A 21,633-nucleotide genomic window follows, 5' to 3' on the forward strand; every position below is an offset into this window, starting at 1 on the left:
AAGCCGAGTCAACAGTAAAGGCACTGCACTGCCTAAAGCCTTATTCAGGCTTGATACCCGCACTTTTAATGATCTTGCCCCAGCGAACCGACTCTTTTTTCTGGAAAGCACCAAAAGCCTCAGGCGTCATGGCGTAATACTTAGCACCCTCAGACTCGAGTTTTTTTTGAACCGCAGCTTGCATCATGATTTTATTTACTTCAGCATGCAACTTCTTCACGATAGCTGGAGGTGTCCCAGTGGGCGCAAATAAGCCAATCCAGTTTTTAACATCAAATCCAGGGAGCGTCTCGCTGATGCTGGGTAAATCTGGCATGGATGGGTCTCTTGTTGCACCCGTTACTGCCAGGCCACGCAATTTATCACTCTTCACGTAAGGGAGGATCGTCGGCATGGTGGCAAACATAACCTGCGTTTGCCCGCCAATCAAGTCTGTGATTGCCAAAGCATTTCCTTTGTAAGGGATATGGGTCATGTCTATTTTTGCGGTCAAGTTAAAGAGCTCGCCCGCCAAATTACTAGCCGTACCAATGCCGCCCGACCCATAAGATACCTTTCCTGGATGCGACTTTACATAGGCAATAAGCTCGCTCACACTTTTAACAGGCAGACTAGGATTAACAGCCAGCAAGCCCTCGGCGTCCAGCACGAAAGCTACCGGCACAAAATCCTTGAGAGGGTCGTAAGGCATATTTTTAACAAGGTAAGGGTTTACTGCATGCGTGCCAATACTTCCCATGATTAATGTATATCCGTCCGCCGGTGACTTGGCCACAAAATCTGCACCAATATTGCCTCCCCCACCGGTCTTGTTTTCAACGATGACAGGCTGACTATAGGCCTCACTTAAGCCTTGAGCAATGATCCGTGAAAAACCATCGGCAATCCCACCAGTAGCAAATGGAGAAATGATTTTGATTTGACGGTTGGGGTAACTGTCAGCCTGAGCGAACGCTCCCTGAAAACTCAAAAGGCTTAACCCCAAAATAAAAGCAGATGCGATTTTTTTCATATTCAATTTCTTAAGAATGTGTAAATACTGGTGCAGCGGATAATCCTTCCACCCCATACTTCTGAATTAATGCCGTTACTAAACCCGTACTAATCAATTCTTGAACGCACGCACTCAAAAATTGGATTGATGCCAGATTAGAATTTTTAGTGGCGATAGCTTGTTGAATACCAGTGAACTGACCATCCAGGATTCGTGACCCAGGGATATTCTTAGCGGCAGTCACTAGTCCAGTTTTCAAGCCAGCTAAGGCATCTAATTTTTCTCGAACAAATAACTCATTGCTAGCTAGTATGCTATCAGCATGAACCAAGGCGGCATGTTTGAGGTTGCGCTGTAACCAAAGATCATAGGCGCTCTTGAAAAAAGAAGCGATACGAATTCCTGGTTGATCGACCTGCCCAATACCCAAGATGGATGAGTCTGCCGGAACTAGGTAAGTCGCCTCAAGCTCCACATAGGCGGGCGTAAATGTCACGCGCTGAGCACGAGCGGGATCGGAACCCACTAATGCGATTCCACATTGGCCAGAGGCTGCTGAATCCACAACCTCTTCCTGAGTTTTGTAGCCCTTGAGGTTGAGCCCTACACCTAGACGCTCAGCAATCGCACGACAGATATCGGGAGCTATCCCAGTGGGTTCGCCCGAAGGTGATTGGCCGGTCACTAACAGAAAATTACCCAGATAAACAGAGGCAGATAAAGTCCCATTAGGCGCAAGCTGCGCCCTCACTTCAGGTGAAACATCAATCACAAAAGATTCTCTCTAAGGACTATGAATAATTAAAGCTGAACAGTTTGACCTTCAGTCATCGGAATAATTTTGATTGAACTACCCTTCATAGCCTCCTGAAACTCTGCCAAGGTACCTTTTGTGAGCGGGTTAGAGTTGTAATGCATTGGGATTACCATCTTTGGCTTTACCCATGTACGCAGAGCATAGGCAGCATCGTCAGGAGCCATCGTAAAATTTCCACCAATCGGAATTAATACCAGATCCGGCTTGTAGTGTTCAGCAATAAATTTCATATCACTAAAGAGCCCTGTATCACCCATATGCCAGATTTTGAAACCATTCTCTAGTTCAATGATGTAGCCCATTGGCTCGCCAGCAGGATGAGACTCCATCTTGTCAGTAGCTGGATTTTTCCAAACCAATAAGGAAGAATGCTCTGCCTGTACAGCAGTCACCTTAATACCAAGCAGAGGGGTGACTCGACCCGTCTTATTAAATCGATGACCAAGGTCGGCAGGCAATATTCCTAAAGTCACGAGTGGCGTCACCATATCTGCCGGGCCATACAATTTTGTATTGTTCATTTTGGCAAGCGCTGGGGCATCACCCAGATGATCCACGTGGGCATGCGTTACCAACAATAAATCGATGGGTCCAATAGCAGCCAAATCATTTTTATAAATCGGCGGCGTTTTGGGTCCACCAGTAATCCAAGGATCAATCAGAATCATCTTGCCATTAGGGCTCTTGATCCGAAATCCAGCTTGGCCTAACCATAAGAGTTCGGCACCACCTTGAGCGTTAGCCTTACTGGTCGTTTGAGTTTGCGCAGAAGCCACAGGACTTAGCAGCATTACAGAAATCATCCCAGCCACCAAAGAGCCTGAAAAAATATGAGCACGCATGTTTGTCTCCAAGTTTTTTACTATTAATCTTGTCAAACTATAGCGGAGAAAAGGTAAGCTCGCTTATATGGCGCTGCATCAATTTATAGATATTTCATCATTTAGGAGGATTGCCAATGACGTGCCGGCGCCAATAAAAAACCCCGCCAAAGCGAGGTTCTCATCAAACAGTTTTATTGATTAAGGCGTAATCACAATTGCACCAGAAACTTTTCTTCCCTCTGCCGCTTTATGTGCTTCAGCAGCTTGCTCGAGACTAAATTTAGCACCGATCTGCACTTTAACTCTACCCTGCGCAATAGCATCAAATACTGCACGAGCATTTTCTTGGAGTAGCTCAGGGGTAGCATTATGCGGAAACACTGAAGGTCTAGTTAAGAAGAGGCAGCCCTTCTTATTCAAAATCTCTGGCTGAATTTCTGGGGCGGGTCCTGAGGCTGCACCAAATAATGCAACCGTACCAAATGGAGCGGCACATTCAAGCGATCCTAAGAATGTCGTTTTAGCCACTGAGTCATAAACCACATTTGCCTTACGACCGCCAGTTGCCTTAAGCACTTCCTCAACCCAATTCGGCTTAGAGTAGTCCACTACGGCATCACATCCAGCCTCCTTAGCTACGGCAAACTTGGCTTCAGAGCCAACAGTGCCAACAACAAAGGCGCCCAAAGACTTTGCCCAACCGGCCAAGATTTGGCCAACTCCACCAGCAGCAGCATGAACCAAAACAACATCGCCAGATTTCACTTTATAGGTCTTTTGAACCAAGTATTGGGCTGTCATTGCCTTAAAGAATACTGCGGCAGCGACTTCATCAGAAACGGCATCTGGAACAGCTACCAACTTATCAACAGCAACATTGCGAGCGCTGGCATAAGCCCCAATACCGGCGTTCATATACATCACACGATCGCCCAACTTAAATCGAGTGACGCCTTCGCCTAGAGCCTCAACTACACCAACAGCTTCATGACCAAGGCCTGTAGGCAATTCCAAAGGATAGACACCTGACCTTTGATATACGTCGATGAAGTTAAATCCGATAGCTGTTTGACGAAGTTGTACTTCGCCTTTGGCTGGAGCGGGCAACTCTTTATTAATTAACTTAATCACATCGGCATTGCCGAGCTCTGAAAGACTAACAATTCGCGCAGTTGTCACAAGTCACCTTATTATTTTTATATAAAAAATTATCTTACCGCAAGCGAGGCGGAGGTATTCTCTTCGTCCTCAATTACGGCCCAAGTACTATCTCCTAGCTTTTTTACCGCCATAGAATAGGTCCAGGAGCCAGGGATACCGCAACTCCATTGATCGGGGCCATTCTGTATCAACACATTCGCACCAATGCGGCTATCGAAATACAGATGGTATGTTTTGCCGTGGAGAGGATTAAAACTAAATTTAGCGCTATGCACCATTTCAGTAGCATCCAAACGGGCTTGGAGCGCACGCGCCTGCTTCATTAATACTTCCGCCTGCTCCATGATGCGATCATATTCCAACTTCGCGTTTTGGCGAGCGACATTGACTGCCTTGTCCTTCTCTTCTAAGACCTTGATAGGAGCAAATACGGGGGCTCCTACCTCCATGGGGTACTCAATACCGGCATGCCTTGCTGGATCGGTGTCTTCTATTCTCATTGCGATTTTGAACCTGCTAATTTATCTAGCGAAAGTGTGACACAAATTTACAGAATGCGTCACCAGCACCTCAGAGTGAGGTCAAGCCATTACAGAGAATGCAGATCCCTTAGCAGCCCTTTGGCGTGAACCTGAATAGACTGCTGATCTACCTCGCTAATTCGGGATAAGTTGGCGGTCATCAATCGAGTGCGTGGATTGGATTCAAATTGAGTGCGGTGCTTGATCAAAAAGTTCCAATATAGATTGGTGACGGGGCAAGCACCCTCCCCGAACCGGATATCCGGCTTATATTGGCATGTGTCGCAATAGTTACTCATTCTCTTAATGTAGGCACCACTGGCGATGTAGGGCTTACTAGTAAAACGTCCGCCACTCGCAAATAAGGCCATACCTGCCGTGTTGGGTAGCTCTACCCATTCAATCGCATCGATATAAATAGCTAAGTACCAGTCGCAGACCTCTTTTGGCAAGACCTCAGCTAGTAGAGCAAAGTTGCCCGTCACCATTAAGCGCTGAATATGATGGGCATAGCCATACTGTAGGGTTTGTCCAATCGCCTCCCGCATACAACTCATCTTGGTTTTTCCGGTCCAGTACCAAGCAGGTAATACATTCTGATGGCCGTAAAAATTATCAAGCGCCATTTGTGGCATATCGAGGTAATACATTCCGCGGACAAATTCTCGCCAACCTAAAATTTGACGAATAAATCCCTCTACCGTTGCAAGCTCTAGGTCATATTTTTTCCAAGCAACCAATACAGCATCAATCACCTCTCTTGGATTAAGTAATTTGAGGTTTAGGGAGCTAGAAAGCAAGGAGTGCCATCCGAAAGGAGTATCAGTCCACATCGCATCTTCATGGATGCCAAAAGTTGCTAAGCGGTGCTCAACAAACCCCTCGAGCACTTCAAGTGCCTGAGCGCGAGTGACTGGCCACCGAAAGTGCAATAGCGACCCTGGATGGTCCGAATACCTTTCCTCAACCTCAGCCAATACTGCTTTACTAATCTCATCTGGCTCAAATAATGCTGGAGCCGGAATTAACCCGGGACCTTTCTTCGGAAAAGGCTTGCGATTATCTCGATCGAAATTCCATTGACCACCCTCTGGATTGCCATCTTGATCCACTAAGATGCCATGGGTCTTGCGCATGAGCCTATAAAAGTACTCTAGTCGCAACTCTTTTTTATTGGCAACCCAAGCCTTAAACTTGAGATGTGAGCAGTAGAAATGGGCATCCTCATGCATCACTAAAACAAGATTTAATTCGGAAGCCAGCCCTTCAATTGCCCCTTTGAGTCGCCATTCTCCAGGCTCGATGCAAATAAGATGGGTAAATTTTCCATCAATTATTTTGCTTCTGAGTTCTTCCGTAATCGTTTTAGGTGAATGCTGGACATACACCAGTGGCAGGCCAAGCTGTTTGAGGCCCTCAGCAAAGTGGCGCATTGCCGACAAAAATAAAGCAATCTTGGCTTTATGTGACCAAACATGCTGAGCCTCATTCGCCGACTCAATCATGATTATTTGATCGATCTTCGAGTCGATATTCTTTAGCGCTGGGCTATCAATATCTAGCTGATCACCCAGTATAAGTACGAGCCTTTTCAAGATTTACTTTCTATATACAGACGACATTAGCGCTTGTAAAAACTCAGCGTTACCTCGCCAAGATCAATCCCAAATTTACTCATCTTTGCCTTATTGATCATGACCTTAGGTGTCACTAAGTACATCCAATCGTCAAACTGCACATGGTAAATGGATTGATCCACTGGTAATGCCAGCGTATAAGCCCAATTTAAGGCATTACCAGAAGACGACCCAACTGCCTCTCCAATCACATCATCGGCAGTACCAATGAACTTGCCAGGGGAAACCTCCACCAAAGTCCAAATCCGCTTTTGTTTTGTACCATCGGAGTACTCAAAGCTTTCATCCAGGACGCCGGTTTTCTTACCATCTACTACCGACCACTTAGCGACCATCAGCACAGTAAATCTTTTCTGAACATTGCCACTGCGATCAGTGAAGATGCCATATGCATCAATCGTGCCATTGAAATACTCGCTGAGATCTAAGGCAGGCTTTTCTTGTGCATATTGCGTCACTGTTGGCGAGGAGCAAGCAAGCAGACTCAAGACCAGAAAAACACCAGCTAGATACTTGGATGCAAAGATGATCATACGCATTTAACAGACTCCAGAAATGAGGGGTGGTGGGCAGCCGTTACCAAGTAACTCCGCTCTTAGCTTGGGTACGCTGGTTTTAGGATCGAGCCAAATTCCAAAAAATGCTTTTGAAAAATCAGCCCCTGAAATTTGGGCAATTTTTTTTCCCTCATAAAATAAGGTAGTGCCAGCTTTAGGAGAGTAGACACCTGTAAGAGTTTGCCCCGACTCAATATTGGGTAAAACTGATGCCAATTCTTTTCCCCAGATGGCTGCCTGCGTCTCTGATACACCAATCTTCTTCATCTCATCCGCTGTTCTGTTAGCAATTGCGCTTCCAGAAAAGGATCTTTGGTATTGAATATCCAAAGCAAACTCTGGTGAACTCGAATTACCAGCACGATATAGCGTTGCATCGTAAACATGAAAGCCCCAAAAATTGAGCCTGCCAGCCCCTTGCAGCTGGGATGGATTAACAGCAAACTCGATATGAGAGATATCCCTAGCGCTACATAAGCCACTGACAAGCGAGAGTGTGACAAACAGAGTAGCGCTACTTTTGAATACGTTTTTCCTCATCATTTACCCCTTCTGCTTAGATGCCGCTTTTACTAAGCGCAATGCCGTAGGACCTAATACGCCCGAAATAGTGTGGCGGTTCTTGGCAAAAAATCGATACCCCCATGTCAGCATAGGACGTAAGCTTGGTCGAGAAAAAAACCAAGCTAACTTGGGCAGGTCCGCCCTTTCATATGCTGCAGAGAAAACCTCTACACCGCTAATAAGCTTGCCATCATCGTATTGAGCATACATAGAATCCAACGCTTGCTGACAAGACACGCCTACTGTAGCTGCAGAATATTGCAACGAATTAACATCTATAAATCTTAATAAACCAGCCTGATTGCGCCCCGACAAAAATAAGATTTCAGCCTGGCATAAAGGGCACAGACCGTCGTAGTACATAGTCAGCTTTTTCATCGTCATGACTTATGTTTATATTGCGTAGTGCAATAGGCACGGGTTACCAGCTTACTTCTAAGTGCTACATGTTTTGTCGATCTCCCGGTGACTCTTTTGCGCCATAAGTTGAAGGAAGAGCGCTTGAGTTCCGAACGCATAACGGCAATCACTTGCGGCTCAGATAGACCAAAGTTTTGCTCAATAGCATCAAATGGAGTGCGGTCCTCCCAAGCCATTTCAATGAGCCTGGATAGATCAGCCTCGGATAGGGATTTAGAAGTCTGAATCGTCATCAAGCAAGTTTAAGACTTATTCAATAAACTAGCTGAGCCCGCTTTAAAAAAGCCCTCACGATTACTCCCACCATGCCTTTAGTTCCGCAACCCTTTCGCGCGCTAGTCATTGGATCCTCTGGAACCATTGGATCAGCGTTTATGGAACTACTGAAGGGCAACCCCTCTTGTAGTGCTGTATACGGCATCCATCGAAACTCACACTCTCCGATTAACTACCAGGACCTCAGCACGATTGAAGCTGCTGCTATTGCCTTAGCCAATACAGGCCCTTTTCAACTCATCATCAACACGATTGGGATACTGCACTCCGAGCATTGGATGCCTGAGAAAAAGTTAGATGACCTCAATGCCGAGCAACTGCAGATGCTGATGCAAGTCAATGCGATCGGTCCCGGCCTTACTATCAAATACTTTTCTAAATTACTAGACCCAGCAGGTGCCGTCATGGCAACCCTATCTGCCAAGGTAGGCAGCATCGAAGACAATCGATTAGGTGGCTGGTATAGCTACCGCGCCTCTAAAGCAGCCTTAAATATGCTAATCAAGACTGCCGCAATTGAATTTGGCAGAACTAGGCCCAATAACGCTTTAGTGGCCCTGCATCCTGGAACAGTCAATTCCAGGCTATCGAAGCCATTTAAGGGAGAGCAAATCGGTAGACCTCCTGCAGATGCCGTAAGCGATATGCTCAAAGTCTTACTTTCATTAAATAAAGAAGATTCAGGAACTTTTATCAGCTACTCAGGAGAGCGCTTACCTTGGTAGGCGACACATCTTTATGAAATTCCGCTTACCCTTTTTTCTCATCATATTCACTCTACTTTGTGCTCAAGCTAAGTTGGTCATAGCGCAAAGTGAATTCGCTAGCAAGCTACAAGATGGGCAGCATATTCTTTTGATGAGGCATGCTGATGCTCCTGGATATGGAGATCCTCAGAACTATCAAATGAACCAATGCTCCACTCAAAGAAACCTTGGAGACTTTGGACGAAAGCAAGCCAAGAGCACTGGTGACTGGCTATCTAAGCAAGGAATTGATCAGGCAAAAATTTACAGTAGCGCTTGGTGTCGGTGCATCGATACAGCCACCCTACTAAACAAGGGAGCAGTAAAAAAGGAGGCGTCATTAGGTTCATTCTTTGACGATATGAGCCAGGCAAAAAGACAAACCGATGAATTAATAAAACTCATCGCAGCTGAGCGCAAGCAACATCCGAATATGCCAATCATTATGGTGACTCACCACGTCAATATTCAATCTTATGTTGGCATGGTTGTTAACTCCGGTGACATGGTTTTGGTCAAAGTAGACTCTGCTGGAAAGCCCCTTTCCTTCAAGCTCTATCCAAGCCCATAAAGCTCTTCAATTTTTCTTTTATACATCCCCCATTAATATAAAGAGTACTTATGCAAGCAGAATCTTCCTTTAATGTTTTAGGTCAGCCATTGGTTCCCTGCTCCTTTGATCCTTTAACGGGGTTCTTTAGAGATGGTTGCTGCAAGACGAATGAGGAGGATGCGGGAAGCCATCTCGTCTGCGCCGTGCTCACCAATGATTTTTTGCAATTTAGCTTGAGGCGCGGAAATGACCTCATTACCCCAAGAGCAGAGTATCAATTTCCGGGCTTGGTTGCGGGAGATCAATGGTGCCTATGCCTGAATCGCTGGATAGAGGCCCTAGAAGCAAACTGTGCGCCAATGATTAAGCTCGAGAGCACCAATGCAAAAGCTTTGGAAAAAATCTCCCTAGAAACACTGCTACAGTACGCCGCCATAGCAGAAATTTAAGCTATCCATTGTGCTCAAGCCACAAGCGACGATAAATTGCTTGGGGGTCATGATCTTGGGCCTGCTTGATCACATTAAATGGTCTTCCGCCTCTGGGATCCGTTCCTCGACCCGCTATATAAAGCCAATTACCTTGATTACTATAAACGTCGTAGTCGATAAGCTGCGCCTCAAACCAAGCTGCACCAGCACGCCAATCTCCCTGCAGATCATAAATCCAGTAGCTTGCTACGATCTGGCGCATGCGATTTGATAAATAGCCACTCGCCCTTAACTCACGCATACCCGCATCAATCAATGACTCGCCCGTATCTCCAGAGCACCATTGTTCAAACTTCACTGTATCGAACGGAGTTACATTTTCAGCTAGCTTGCTAAGCCCACGTGCCTGGTATAGGCGCTTTCCAAACTTAAAGTGAAGGAACCGAAAGTAATCACGCCATAACAACTCAAACCAGAGCCAGTAAGTCCCATCATTGGCACCGTAGCGATTTTCATATGCAGCTATCTCTCCAGCAAGGACTCTTGCAGAAATACAACCTAAGGCGAGCCATGGGGAAAACTTACTAGAATAATCTTGACCGATCAGTTGATTTCGCGTTTTCTTATAGCTATCTGGCAGACGACGCTCAAGATATTGTTTTAGGTGAGCCTGGGCATGACTCTCTCCACCCAAATAGTCGACTTGAATCTGCTCATGATCAAGCACTGCTTCAGCCACCAGCTCACCAAGGTCATCCATCGGTGGCAATGAAGGAAAGATTTCAGGAGTGTTTACAGGGTTTGTAAACTTGAGTCCCGCAGCCTCTACTGCCCGACGAAATTCTGTAAAGATGTCAGGCATTTCCTGAACCTCAAAAGGAAAATATTGAGGGTCTAACATGCTCGATTGCCAGAACGTCTGCACATCAAGGCCCATCTTTCGTAGCAAGGCGACCTGCTTCAATTCCTCCGGTGCCTCGATTTGCTCGCAATAGATCGCTTTAGCACCTAAGGACTTTGCTAATCTCGGAAGCACTTCATTGGGGTGGCCAGTGAATTCAAATAAGCTTGAACCTAATTCTTGCAATTGACCCTTGAGATCCGCTAATGAATCCCTCAGAAATTGTTTTCGATGCCCACCCGCCCTCTCAACACCATAGGCATTTAATTGGCCATCTGATTGATGGAGATAAACAGGTAATAGCTGGTCTGCATTCAAACAGGCCTGCACTAAAGCCGGATTATCTCTAAGGCGTAAATCATTTCGAAACCAGTAGATCAAAACGCTCACTTACAGAACCCCGGCCTGATGGGATGATGGCTTCTTGAGGCGGCAAGCATCCGAGCAATACTTAATGGATTCCCAATTCTTTTCCCAAGATTTCCGCCAAGTCATTTCCCTGCCGCAAGCAACACATAGCTTGCTGGGCAAAAACGATTTATTGCCTTTAAATCCAGACTTTTCAGATCGCGCCATACCTACCAATTAAAAAACGAATAGACTCATCACCATACAAAACCTTCGAGATACACTTTGAAAGCTTTTTACACTGACCACTATGTTTTACCACTTCCTGCCGGACACCGCTTCCCGATGGAGAAGTATGGAAAATTGAGAGACTTAGTTTCTCAATTAGCAGGCGTTTATCTAAAAGACGCGCCTGCTGTTACTGATACTCAAATACTCTATGCACATGATGCGAGCTATCTCATCCAAGTTTTGCAAGGGAGTCTAAGTCCTCAAGAGCAACAAGAGATTGGCTTTCCCTGGAGCACACAAATGGTTGAGCGCTCTCGCAGGTCAGCAGGCGCAACACTAGCGGCCGCTAAGATCGCCCTTCAAGAAGGGGTGGCCGTAAATTTAGCTGGAGGCACCCACCATGCCTATCGCAATAAAGGAAGTGGATTCTGCGTGTTTAATGATTCAGCAATCGCGGCACGCGCACTTCAGAAAGAAATACACCCAAAGCTGAAAGTTGCTATCGTTGATCTTGATGTGCATCAGGGTAATGGCACGGCATCCATCCTAAAAAATGATCCTTCTATTTTTACCTTATCAATTCATGGGGAAAATAATTTCCCTTTTACAAAAGAAGTTAGCGATCTTGATATTGGCTTGCCAGATGGTACTGGCGATGAATCTTATTTAGAGGCACTCCACCAAGGCTTAGAAAAATTGGGGGAACGGTTCAAGCCTGACTTCATTATTTACTTAGCTGGCGCCGATCCTCACGAAGGAGATCGCCTGGGAAAATTGAGTATCACTAAAGATGGTATGCGCCAGCGGGACGTATGCGTGTTCCAATTTGGCTTAGATCATCAGATTCCCATAGCATTTAGCATGGCGGGCGGATATGGCAAAGAAATTCAGTCGACAGTGGACATTCATTTCCAAACTATTCAAACTGCGCTGCAATACCAGAAAAGGTATGCATGAATTACTTTTTTTGCCAGACAATCTGCATAAGGTTTTTTGCGTCATTCAACTGTTAATTCTCTAATTACAGCATTCCACCGTAGTTTGACTGCAAGTCATGGCCCAAGAAATCATCTGCATTGGTCATATACTCACCATTAGATAAAATATGAGCCTTATGTGTCGCTTTCGGCTTGCCCCTCTCTTCTTTGCCTTATTCATACCATTAATGGCGTGGGCAATTGATTTGCAGCCAAACGATATCGTTGCGCCGCCACCAGATAAGAATCTCATCACGATTAGCTATTTCAATACAGAGAACTCGACTCTGTATAAGAATGGCTCCGTTGGCACCGTCCCTCCAGCTCGACTTTATACAAACCCTGTCATTGATACTCAAAGCGCAATTCTGCGCGGTGCCAGAACTTACACGCTAGGAGAGCTGCCGGCCGTCTCCTATATTCAACTACCCTATGGAACAGTAAGGCCAGCAGGGTCTCTTGGAGGCTTATCAAGCGATACTGGAATCGGTGACCTCACTATTGCAACGGCGATATGGCCCTATGCCGATAAAGTCAACAGAACTTACGTTGGTATCGCAGGTTATTTGATTAGCCCCACCGGCAGTTATTCCAGCCAGAGAGCATTCAATCTTAGTGAGAATCGCTTTAGAACAGATTTGCAGATTGGGTTTCAGACGTCTATTGCTAATAGCATTGATGGCATGGTCGCAGTAGATACCATGTGGTTTGGCGGCAATAGTCAGTGTGCGGCTGCATGTGGTACCGCTACTAATGCGTCACTACTGCAAAAACCTCTGACTACCACCCAGCTTGGGCCTATTTGGCGAATCAACCAAACCTTTACCGTAGGTGCGTCCTATTTTTATGTGGCTGGCGGCGCAACAACCATCAACAGTAGGTATCTAAATAACGTAGTTAATACCCAGAGATTTTTATTGAGCAGCCAAGCACATACGCCGATTGGCAGAATTTCATTGCAGTATGGCCGGGATATGGAAATTAAGAACGGATTCATACAAACCCGCGTATTAGCGCTACGACTGATGAAAGACTTTTAAGCGGCTAGTTTACTTATTTATACTGCTGAGTCTGAGTAGTCTTATACACGGTCCAGTATTTCTGCATCTCAATGAACAGAAATGAAGCTGACCAAGTAATCAGAATAAAACCAGTGAGCGCCTCTACTCCAGTCAGATATCTCAAATAACCTTGAGCAACAATTTCACCGTAACCCAGCGTTGTAAAGGTTACGAATGATAGATACGCACAGTCCAGCAGGGTTCCGTGGCCCGAAAGATTGCCTACAAGACCCCCCATCACGGGAAACTGCATGGTGAAGAAGTAGCCCAAAGCAAAAAGCCAAATCTCGAGTACGTGGGCAATAAAAATGGCGCCAACACCTATCAGAACCCTAAATCGAGGTGGAATATGTGCCACCCTGGGCAAATTTTTATCCAACTGAAAAAGGGCCTTGTAATGCAACAAGATCGCTATAAGCGCTAATGATCCATTAATGATGAAGGCGGTAATAAGTAGCATGGAAAATTATCCCCCATTTTCAGGGGGATAAATAATTAACCAGTAATTACGGTATCGCCTTTTAAGGCATCAGCCTTGGCAAAATATTTTTTTGCGTAAGCCAATAACTGCCCATCAGTAGGATGGTCCACAGTCTCAATACCCACCACCTTTTCAGCAGTCAAATGATCATGCTTTGTAGCATGCTTCATCAACTCTAATTTTGCAGAGCCCGGCCCAACAATTAAAATCTCTTTAGATTCTTTAACAGCCTGAATGACTTCATGCAAATAATGTTGATCAGGAGCAGCTTGTGCGCCACTCACAGAGCCACTTTTATGATGAATGTTTTTGTGAGTAGATCTTGTCTTAATGACTTCACTCTCACTCGCGGTGGGATTGAAATAAATGACATGCGCTTCTTGATGATCAATCCAAATAACTGAGTGATTAAATGACATATTTTCTTTCTAATTAAACAATGGGATAGTAAAAACAATAAAACGATTAATCTAAGACTAGGTCATGGCTGAATAAGTGAATGGCACCCTCTATGGCGTGGCCATTCAAAATCTTTTGTTCAGCTATCGAGAGCAATTTTAATTGATGATTTTTAAACAATTGCAGCGCATTTGTCTCAACACCATCAACATCTAAATCCTGCAAGGCTTCATAACTAAAAGTGCACTTTAGAGGTTTACCATCAAGCATAGCTGGATAGGAGACATCGCCATTCTCCAAAATAGACGCGGGACCAATAAATTCAAGCTTCATAAGGGAACTCTCTCTTTTAAGAATAATCAAACAGCTTTGATATTTTGACTCTTATTGGACAGCAGCGCTTGATGCATGTCAAACTCTTTGCCCATGTTTGCTATTGAGCGTCTGTTTTTCGCTGCATCAAAAAGTTTTGAGCAGTTCTAGCCAGATGAATATCGTGAACTTGTCCTAGGGATGAGGCGCATCTCAAGAGGTCTTCTGCAGGTGAACTGAGAGCTGCGCCCTGGCTCACAAACAAAATTTGATTCATTCGGTCATCTTCCATTACCAATACAGAGGGATACTCAAAGATGCGATCGACTCTTTCTTGGTAGACTTGATTTAGCCCTGCCGCCCCAGAAAAATTAATCACCAATACTCCATTGGGATTCAAGCAGGCCAAACAGCTGGCATAAAAATCCTCGCTACATAGTTGAGCTGCCTGCCCCAACTTGGTATATCCATCGATTAGCAATATGTCATATTTCTCTTCAGTATTTCTGAAATACTCAGCCCCATCCGCCTCTAGAACCTGAAAGCGCGAATCATTCTCTGGAACATGGAACTTATCCTTCAATGCAATCACCCGAGCACTATTTTCCAGAACCACAATAGAAGACTGAGGCAGATAGTGGTGGCAGTACTTAGCTAGTGATCCACCGCCTAGGCCAATCATGGCAATTTTTTTTGGGTTGGGATGAAAGAGGAGGAAGCCCATCATCGTCTCGGTGTAACTCACCACTAGGCGAATGGGGGCCTGCATATCCATCAAGCTCTGAGTGGATTCACTATCAAAATAGAGTGCCTTGAACTTATTGCTTTCCACGATATAGGGCTCGCCCTGCGTACCGTCAAATCTCTCTTTTAACTTAAATAGGCCGTCTTTAATAAGCTGCATACCGGATGGGTTGAATGCTGATTTAGTCTGGGCCATATCCACAGAATTGTAAGGCCTGCATGGCTACCCGCCTTATTCAGCATTCTCAATCCCTATCCCTTGGCTAAGCGATCCACCGTCTTACGTGCAACATCCTTCATCCAAGGCTGCTCATCCCAATGTTGTTGAGCAAAAGCATCGATTTGAGGTTTCAAAGTTAAAGTTAGTCCAATCACATCCAACCCCTCCAAAAACATTCGATGATGTCTTGCTGATAGCGAGAATGTAAATTCATATTTAGGAGTACGTACGATGCAACGCTCAATATCAATCTCCATCGCAACTGGCCCACCAAGATCATCCGCCTCCTGCATGAGAGCTTGAACTTGATCTTCTGGTAGCGTTACTAATAACAAGCCATTGCCCATCGCATTGGAATAGAAAATCTCTGCAAAGCTTGAGGCAATCACTGCTTTAAAGCCATACTGCTGCATACCCCAGACCGCATGTTCGCGACTCGATCCGCAACCATAGTTTGAGCCGGCAATCAAAATATTGGTTAATGTATAAGCTGCTTGGTTAAGGAAAAACTCTGGCTTCGGGTTTCCGGCCTCATCGAAACGTAAGTCGTAAAACAAGCCATCCTTCAGCCCTGATTTATCAATGCCTCGCAAAAATTGCTTTGGCATGACTTGATCAGTATCGAAGTTAGCAATCCGCAGGGCGGCCCCATACCCGTGAATATGTGATTGCTTAGGCATGGTTTGCTCCTTGTAATTTCCGAGCATCAGTAATCATGCCTGTCACAGCTGCTGCTGCCGCCATTGCAGGGCTCATTAAGTGGGTAATCGCCCCTCTACCCTGACGACCTTCAAAATTACGATTCGTTGTGGAGGCACAGCGGGTGCCTGAAGTGAGAACATCGTCATTCATAGCAAGACACATGGAGCATCCTGGCTTACGCCATTCGAAGCCAGCGGCAATCAATTTATCGGCGATGCCCTCTGCCTCTGCCTGCGCCTTCACTGCACCGGATCCAGGAACTACCATCGCTCGAACTCCAGAGGCAACTCGTCTATCACCAATAGTGGCAACAACTTCACGCAGATCCTCAATCCGTCCATTAGTGCAAGAACCAATAAATACATGCTGAATCGGCGTACCCTCCAAGGCTTGACCATCAGTGAGCTTGGTATATTTCAAGGCCTGCTCCAGACTTAAACGATCTGCTGGGTTTTTAAAAGACTCTTTAGTGGGTAGATGTGAGTTAATCGCAATCGCTTGATCTGGGCTTGTTCCCCAGGTCACAAAAGGGGCCATGTCATTAGCATTAAACACATACTCTTGATCAAACAGAACCCCTGAATCAGAGTGCAAGGTAGCCCAATACTTCAGGGCGGAGTCTCTGATATTGCCAGTAATATCCGGAGCTCTCGCCAAAATATAGTCGACGGCAGTGCTATCAGGGGCAATCAAAGCACCGCGTGCGCCTGCCTCCACTGCCATATTGCAGATCGTGAAACGAGCTTCGGTGCTAAGGGCATCTACTGCGGATCCACAAAACTCCACAACATAACCAATCGCACCTTTAGCGCCAATTTGGCTAATGATATTCAGAATCATATCTTTGGATGTCGTGCCCTTCGGCAATAATCCTTTGATTGTGATGCGCATATTTTTTGCCATGCGGTAAACCAAGGTCTGAGTCGCCAAAACATGCTCAACTTCCGAAGTGCCAATCCCAAAACCTAAAACACCTAAGGCACCATAGGTGGTGGTGTGGCTATCGCCGCAAATCACCACCATTCCCGGACGAATCATTCCATGCTCTGGCGATACCACATGCTCAATTCCTTGAAGGACATCATTGGTATCAAATAAGGGAATGTTATGTTTAGTGCAATTCTTTTTGAGGTTCCTTGCCTGCAATAGAGAGGCGGGATCTGCAATTCTTCTGGGCGTTTCATTGTGAGTGGGGATGATGTGGCTCACTACAGAAACGTTCTGACCAGGAACTGGCACTCCACGGCTCTTTCCATCTAAACCAGAGAAGGCTTGCGGACTGGTGTATTCATTCATCAAATGCAGGTCGCAGAACAGCAGCACATTTTCCTCATCTAATACGGCTACCGTATGCGCATCCACCAATTTTTGATACAAGGTTTTGTTGCTCATTACTTACCCTGACTCAGAAATGGAATCACTTTTTTTAGAAGTACTTCTGGAGCCTCTTCGGAAATATAGTGGCCGCAAGGAACCGGCTCGCCAACCACATCCTTGCAAATCGCTTGCCACTCTTGAAGCGGTTTGAAGCATTGTTGGATAACACCCTCTTCGCCCCAAAGTACCATGGTAGGCATTTCTAATTTCTTACCGGCGGCAATATCTTCACGATCATGAATCAAATCAATTCCTGCTGCCGCTCGGTAGTCCTCGCACATGGCATGAGCCGCTCCAGGCAACGCAATGCAGCGCATATATTCACCTAAAGCCAATGGATCAAATGGCGTTAGTCCTGCACTGCGTCTGCCCATCAAATCTCGGATATAAGCCGCAGGATCTGCCTCTATTAGTCTCTCAGGCATAGGTGATGGCTGAATTAAAAAGAACCAGTGCCAGTAAGCCCTTGCAAAAGCATTGTTAGCCTTCTCATACATCGCCAATGTTGGCGCAATATCGAGCATGATGAGTCGCTTGACGGAGTTCGTATGATCCATAGCCAAACGATGAGCTACTCGCGCGCCACGGTCATGCGCCAAGACATCAAAGCGATCAAATCCGAGTTGTTTCATTACCTCCACTTGATCTTGCGCCATCGCCCGCTTGGAATAATTGCTATGGTCAGGAGTGCCTTGAGGTTTAGAGGAATCACCATAACCTCGCAAATCCGTCATCACTAAAGTGTGGCGCTTCATCAACTCAGGCGCGACCTTATGCCAAATAGCATGAGTTTGAGGATGGCCATGCAAAAGCAATAATGGAGAGCCAGAACCTCCAACATGTCCAGCAATTTGCACTCCATTAACCTCAAATAAGCGAGGCTCAAAATCAGGGAATAATGTATTTATTGACATGAGTGATATTCCTTCAAATATTGTTCTACTGATTTAATCGGCGCTAATGCCACGTTCTTTCATGAGCTTGGCCCACACTGGAATTTCTTTTTCCAGGCGTTGGCGTGCTACTGCAGGTGAAGAAGGGATAGGATCAAAACCTTCCTTAACCATCCGCGCTTTTAAACTAGGATTTGCCAAGGTGGCATTAAGCGTAGAATTTAATTTATCAATCACGACTGTTGGAGTTCCAGCAGGTGCAAACACAATGAACCAAGTCTCAAAACTATAAGCAGGCAAACCTGCCTCAGCCAGAGTCGGAACATTTGGCATCAATGGCGAGCGCTTGCTACCCGTCACACCAATCCCCCTCAGCATGCCACTTTGAACAAACTGCGCAGCCGCTGATGCCACTGGAAAACTCATATCGACCTGACCACCGGCCGTATCGCTCAAAGCCGGACCGCCACCGCGATATGGAATATGTGTAATAAATGTACTAGATGTCGCTTTAAATAATTCAGGGGCAATATGCATCGTGCTGCCATTGCCTGCGGAGCCATAAGTCAACTTACCTGGATTTTTTTTCAGAAGTGCAATGAGCTCTTTCAAATTTTGAGCCGGTACCTTTGGATTAACCACCAATACATGCTGAGAACTTGCTACCATTCCAATCGGCGCTAAATCTTTGAGGGTATCAAAAGGCATCTTTGGGTATAGCGCTGGATTGACTGCCAGAGACAGTGTGTGCAAACCAATGGTGTAACCATCGGGTCTTGACTTAGCTACCGAATCAACCCCAGCATTTCCCCCTGCGCCGGCTTTATTCTCAATAATCATGGCTTGACCTAGCGCCTTACCCCAATCCTCAGAAATCATGCGGGCAGTAATATCGGCGCTTCCCCCTGGTGCATAAGGGACCACCAGCTTAACTGGGCGATCAGGGAATGTTTGTGCCAACGCAGTAGCGCTGAAACATAGACTACTCACTACTACTGCAAAAACGAATTTCAACTTCATGGATGTCTCCTCCAATTTATAAGTATCACCATGCTGCTGGTAATTTGATTGACTAACTTTGTTTTTTTCTGCTAGCTAGATATTGAACACCCTTATACCAGCTCGCTAATTTCGATCAGATTCTGATCTGGGTCTCGTACATATACCGAGTTTATTTTTGAGGTGGCGCCAGTCCGAATGACTGGACCCTCAACAATCGGCCAACCTGCCTCACTTAACCTAGTAATCACTTCCTCTAAAGGTCTATCAGCAATAAAACAAAGATCGAGTGATCCCGGCGTAGGAATATTGGCCTTAGGCTCAAATTCCCCCCCTTTAATGTGTAGGTTGATTTTCTGATTACCAAACTTAAATGCCTTACGCTCGACTGCTGGAGTGCCACCAATAAAGCTTTCGAGCGTCATGCCCAACACGCGAGTATAAAAATCAATACAGGCATTCTCATTGGCCGTAGTTAATACCAGATGGTCTAAATGATCAATCATGCAATATCAATCTGCCTCAATCTTGGCAGTCTTAACTACCGCAGTCCAACGAGTATTCTCACCTTTAATAAATTCACCTAACTGCTTAGGATTCATGTAAGTTGCCTCGGCACCCATTTCAATCGCCCTGTCTTTAAAGGCTGGTGCGGCCATGACTTTAGCAATCTCAGTCGTCAGTTGATTGATGATCGGCGCTGGCGTATTGATTGGCGCAAATACCGCAAACCATGAAGTGGCATCTAGCTTAGGTAAGCCCGCCTCTGTTGCAGTAGGAACATCAGGCAAGCTCGGGATACGTTTTTTGCCTGTGGTTGCCAATGCACGTAATTTACCTGTTTGAATGTGTGGGATAAATGGTGGAGGTGTACCAAAGGTTAGATCCACTTGACCACCTAATAAATCCGCTAATGCAGGTCCAGTTCCTTTATAGGGAACGTGAGTCATTTTGATACCAGCTTGTTGCTCCAGCATAGCTCCAGTCACATGCTGTAATGACCCATTACCAGAAGAGGCGTAATTTAATTTACCAGGATTCGCTTTTGCATAGGCAACGAGCTCAGACATTGTCTTAAATGGCAAGTCCGCCCGAATGACTACAATTTGCGGCGCTGAAATCACATTGGCTACTGGCTGAAAATCTTTTAACTCCCAAGGTAATGGGTTCTTACTAACCAAGGGTGTAATGACGTGATAGCCAGAGTATTGAACTAACAAGGTATATCCATCGGGCTCTGCTTTTTTAACAGCGGCGGCTGCAATAGCACCAGAGGCTCCAGCCTTATTCTCAACAACAATAGTCTGTCCTAATGCTAGGCCTAGAGGCTGAGCCAATACCCTTGCCGTGAAATCGGTTGTTCCACCAGGAGCAGATGAGGCGATAAAGGTAATGGGTTTGCTTGGATATTTGCCAGCATCTTGAGCATACCCAGTAATCGCTACCTGACCGAACAGAAATAAAAGTAATACGTTTAGCTTTGTAAAATATTGGCGCATGAGACTAACCCTCAAATGAAATAAAAGTTGATTAACGTAATTCAGCTACATAGGCTGGGGCTGGATGCAATTGGGATGTACTGCCAGCCTTTGCAACTTGACCTGGTACAGGATGTCCAACGATCAAAGGTAGTTCCCGTGCCAATTCTATTAATTTGGGAATATTCATCCCCGTGTCATACCCCATCGCATCCAGCATATGAATCGTATCCTCGCTTGAAATATTGCCACTAGCTCCTGGTGCATAAGGACAACCACCTAAACCACCAAGCGAGCCATCAAAGCGGATGATGCCGGATTGAACTGCTGCTAGAACGTTAGCAAGCCCCATGCCCCGGGTGTTATGAAAATGGAAAGTGAGTTGTAGTTCTGAAAACTGCTTTTGCAGATCATTAGCCATGCTTGCAACTTGTGCAGGATGGGCCATGCCGGTGGTATCGCAAATTGTTACTCCACGTACACCCAAAGCAGTAAAGCGCCTTATAAAATCCTCAACTACCGATTGAGGTACATCACCCTCCATAGGGCAACCAAAGGCAGTTGATAAAGACACGTTAATAGGCGTTCTACCGTCTACATAGCGAATGACTTCTGCTAAACCAGCAAAACTTTTCTCACGAGTCATGCGTAAATTAGCAAGGTTGTGGGTTTCGGAAGTAGACATCACCAAATTGAATTCATCGGCACGGGATTCAAATGCGCGCTCCGCGCCACGCAAATTAGGCACCAATACGGTGTATTCAACGCCAGGCATGCGTTGAATTCTGCCCATCACCTCTTCAGCATCACGCAACATCGGAATCGCCTTAGGCGATGTAAAAGAAGTGACTTCAATTTTGGCAAATCCACATTGACTTAACTCATCAACCAGCTTGACCTTGTCATCTGTCGGAATAAAGTTTGGCTCAATCTGAAAGCCATCCCTGGTAACAACATCGTTGAAATAGATTCGAGTCATATTATTCAGTCGCTTGATTCATTGAATTCA

General features: G+C 45.6%; 28 protein-coding genes. 5 read left to right on the top strand and 23 right to left on the bottom strand.

Features of this window, described 5'->3' with window-relative positions; all coding sequences use genetic code 11:
- Positions 1-40 precede the first annotated feature (40 nt).
- The 10 genes from CBI30_RS09855 to CBI30_RS09900 all read right to left on the bottom strand — a co-directional run bounded on the left by CBI30_RS09855 (position 41) and on the right by CBI30_RS09900 (position 7,728).
- A complete protein-coding gene (locus CBI30_RS09855) occupies positions 41-1,012 on the bottom strand; it encodes a Bug family tripartite tricarboxylate transporter substrate binding protein (RefSeq protein WP_161492290.1) in 972 nt (323 codons plus the stop codon).
- 10 nt (positions 1,013-1,022) lie between these two features.
- A complete protein-coding gene (locus tag CBI30_RS09860; protein ID WP_088528129.1) occupies positions 1,023-1,766 on the bottom strand; it encodes a transporter substrate-binding domain-containing protein in 744 nt (247 codons plus the stop codon).
- A 29-nt stretch (positions 1,767-1,795) separates the two neighbouring features.
- Entirely contained in the window at positions 1,796-2,602 is an 807-nt protein-coding gene (locus CBI30_RS09865) for a metal-dependent hydrolase (RefSeq protein ID WP_420812049.1), read from the bottom strand.
- 231 nt (positions 2,603-2,833) lie between these two features.
- Positions 2,834-3,814 carry a quinone oxidoreductase family protein gene (locus tag CBI30_RS09870; RefSeq protein WP_088528130.1) on the bottom strand — a complete coding sequence of 327 codons (981 nt, stop codon included), beginning with the start codon at positions 3,812-3,814 and terminating at the stop codon, positions 2,834-2,836.
- A 29-nt stretch (positions 3,815-3,843) separates the two neighbouring features.
- The gene (locus CBI30_RS09875; RefSeq protein ID WP_088528131.1) at positions 3,844-4,296 is read right to left on the bottom strand and encodes a DUF2452 domain-containing protein; all 453 of its coding nucleotides are present in this window, start codon (positions 4,294-4,296) and stop codon (positions 3,844-3,846) included.
- 89 nt (positions 4,297-4,385) lie between these two features.
- Positions 4,386-5,912, bottom strand: a complete 1,527-nt coding sequence (locus CBI30_RS09880; RefSeq protein WP_088528132.1) for a cryptochrome/photolyase family protein — start codon at positions 5,910-5,912, stop codon at positions 4,386-4,388.
- A 26-nt stretch (positions 5,913-5,938) separates the two neighbouring features.
- Positions 5,939-6,487 carry a DUF3833 domain-containing protein gene (locus tag CBI30_RS09885; RefSeq protein ID WP_420812050.1) on the bottom strand — a complete coding sequence of 183 codons (549 nt, stop codon included), beginning with the start codon at positions 6,485-6,487 and terminating at the stop codon, positions 5,939-5,941.
- A gap of 6 nt (positions 6,488-6,493) precedes the next feature.
- Entirely contained in the window at positions 6,494-7,054 is a 561-nt protein-coding gene (locus tag CBI30_RS09890) for a chalcone isomerase family protein (RefSeq protein ID WP_240553568.1), read from the bottom strand.
- Complete coding sequence (locus tag CBI30_RS09895) at positions 7,055-7,453, bottom strand: thiol-disulfide oxidoreductase DCC family protein (protein WP_240553569.1); 399 nt, start codon at positions 7,451-7,453, stop codon at positions 7,055-7,057.
- A 2-nt stretch (positions 7,454-7,455) separates the two neighbouring features.
- Complete coding sequence (locus CBI30_RS09900) at positions 7,456-7,728, bottom strand: TIGR03643 family protein (RefSeq protein WP_088528134.1); 273 nt, start codon at positions 7,726-7,728, stop codon at positions 7,456-7,458.
- Positions 7,729-7,800: 72 nt separating this feature from the next.
- Between CBI30_RS09900 and CBI30_RS09905 the strand changes: the two genes are divergently transcribed.
- Genes CBI30_RS09905 through CBI30_RS09915 form a run of 3 tightly spaced genes read left to right on the top strand, consistent with a single transcriptional unit; the run spans position 7,801 to position 9,519 of the window.
- Positions 7,801-8,496, top strand: coding sequence for an SDR family oxidoreductase (locus tag CBI30_RS09905; RefSeq protein WP_088528135.1), 696 nt, complete (start codon positions 7,801-7,803; stop codon positions 8,494-8,496).
- A gap of 13 nt (positions 8,497-8,509) precedes the next feature.
- Positions 8,510-9,088, top strand: coding sequence for a histidine phosphatase family protein (locus CBI30_RS09910; RefSeq protein ID WP_088528136.1), 579 nt, complete (start codon positions 8,510-8,512; stop codon positions 9,086-9,088).
- A gap of 50 nt (positions 9,089-9,138) precedes the next feature.
- The gene (locus CBI30_RS09915; RefSeq protein WP_088528137.1) at positions 9,139-9,519 is read left to right on the top strand and encodes a DUF2237 family protein; all 381 of its coding nucleotides are present in this window, start codon (positions 9,139-9,141) and stop codon (positions 9,517-9,519) included.
- 1 nt (position 9,520) lies between these two features.
- Here CBI30_RS09915 and CBI30_RS09920 read toward each other — a convergent pair whose 3' ends face one another.
- Positions 9,521-10,792, bottom strand: a complete 1,272-nt coding sequence (locus tag CBI30_RS09920) for a DASH family cryptochrome (protein ID WP_088528138.1) — start codon at positions 10,790-10,792, stop codon at positions 9,521-9,523.
- A complete protein-coding gene (locus CBI30_RS09925) occupies positions 10,793-10,978 on the bottom strand; it encodes a DUF2256 domain-containing protein (RefSeq protein WP_088528139.1) in 186 nt (61 codons plus the stop codon).
- A 57-nt stretch (positions 10,979-11,035) separates the two neighbouring features.
- Between CBI30_RS09925 and CBI30_RS09930 the strand changes: the two genes are divergently transcribed.
- Positions 11,036-11,938, top strand: coding sequence for a histone deacetylase family protein (locus CBI30_RS09930; protein WP_240553570.1), 903 nt, complete (start codon positions 11,036-11,038; stop codon positions 11,936-11,938).
- Between the two features lie 208 nt (positions 11,939-12,146).
- Positions 12,147-12,998, top strand: a complete 852-nt coding sequence (locus CBI30_RS09935) for a transporter (protein WP_161492291.1) — start codon at positions 12,147-12,149, stop codon at positions 12,996-12,998.
- A gap of 13 nt (positions 12,999-13,011) precedes the next feature.
- Here the strand turns inward: CBI30_RS09935 and CBI30_RS09940 are convergent, their stop codons facing one another.
- The 11 genes from CBI30_RS09940 to CBI30_RS09990 all read right to left on the bottom strand — a co-directional run bounded on the left by CBI30_RS09940 (position 13,012) and on the right by CBI30_RS09990 (position 21,603).
- The gene (locus CBI30_RS09940; protein WP_088528142.1) at positions 13,012-13,479 is read right to left on the bottom strand and encodes a potassium channel family protein; all 468 of its coding nucleotides are present in this window, start codon (positions 13,477-13,479) and stop codon (positions 13,012-13,014) included.
- Positions 13,480-13,514: 35 nt separating this feature from the next.
- Entirely contained in the window at positions 13,515-13,919 is a 405-nt protein-coding gene (locus CBI30_RS09945; RefSeq protein WP_088528143.1) for a translational machinery protein, read from the bottom strand.
- Positions 13,920-13,965: 46 nt separating this feature from the next.
- The gene (locus CBI30_RS09950; protein ID WP_088528144.1) at positions 13,966-14,232 is read right to left on the bottom strand and encodes a DUF1488 family protein; all 267 of its coding nucleotides are present in this window, start codon (positions 14,230-14,232) and stop codon (positions 13,966-13,968) included.
- Between the two features lie 100 nt (positions 14,233-14,332).
- Positions 14,333-15,151, bottom strand: a complete 819-nt coding sequence (locus CBI30_RS09955) for a spermine/spermidine synthase domain-containing protein (protein ID WP_088528145.1) — start codon at positions 15,149-15,151, stop codon at positions 14,333-14,335.
- Positions 15,152-15,207: 56 nt separating this feature from the next.
- Positions 15,208-15,855: a 3-isopropylmalate dehydratase small subunit gene (gene leuD / locus CBI30_RS09960; protein ID WP_088528146.1), complete on the bottom strand. Its 648-nt coding sequence runs from the start codon at positions 15,853-15,855 to the stop codon at positions 15,208-15,210.
- Entirely contained in the window at positions 15,848-17,269 is a 1,422-nt protein-coding gene (gene leuC / locus CBI30_RS09965) for a 3-isopropylmalate dehydratase large subunit (protein ID WP_088528147.1), read from the bottom strand. Before leuC ends, leuD begins: the two co-directional genes overlap by 8 nt.
- A complete protein-coding gene (locus tag CBI30_RS09970; RefSeq protein WP_088528148.1) occupies positions 17,269-18,168 on the bottom strand; it encodes an alpha/beta fold hydrolase in 900 nt (299 codons plus the stop codon). Before CBI30_RS09970 ends, leuC begins: the two co-directional genes overlap by 1 nt.
- A 33-nt stretch (positions 18,169-18,201) precedes the next feature.
- Complete coding sequence (locus tag CBI30_RS09975; RefSeq protein ID WP_088528149.1) at positions 18,202-19,167, bottom strand: tripartite tricarboxylate transporter substrate binding protein; 966 nt, start codon at positions 19,165-19,167, stop codon at positions 18,202-18,204.
- A 92-nt stretch (positions 19,168-19,259) separates the two neighbouring features.
- A complete protein-coding gene (locus tag CBI30_RS09980; protein WP_088528150.1) occupies positions 19,260-19,652 on the bottom strand; it encodes a VOC family protein in 393 nt (130 codons plus the stop codon).
- A gap of 6 nt (positions 19,653-19,658) precedes the next feature.
- On the bottom strand, positions 19,659-20,645 hold the full coding sequence (locus CBI30_RS09985) for a Bug family tripartite tricarboxylate transporter substrate binding protein (protein WP_088528151.1): 987 nt from the start codon (positions 20,643-20,645) through the stop codon (positions 19,659-19,661).
- A 31-nt stretch (positions 20,646-20,676) separates the two neighbouring features.
- Positions 20,677-21,603 (bottom strand): hydroxymethylglutaryl-CoA lyase, encoded by a 927-nt coding sequence (locus tag CBI30_RS09990; protein WP_088528152.1) that lies wholly within the window; start codon positions 21,601-21,603, stop codon positions 20,677-20,679.
- Between the last annotated feature and the right edge of the window lie 30 nt (positions 21,604-21,633).

Source organism: Polynucleobacter aenigmaticus, from assembly GCF_002206635.1.
Lineage (GTDB): Bacteria > Pseudomonadota > Gammaproteobacteria > Burkholderiales > Burkholderiaceae > Polynucleobacter > Polynucleobacter aenigmaticus.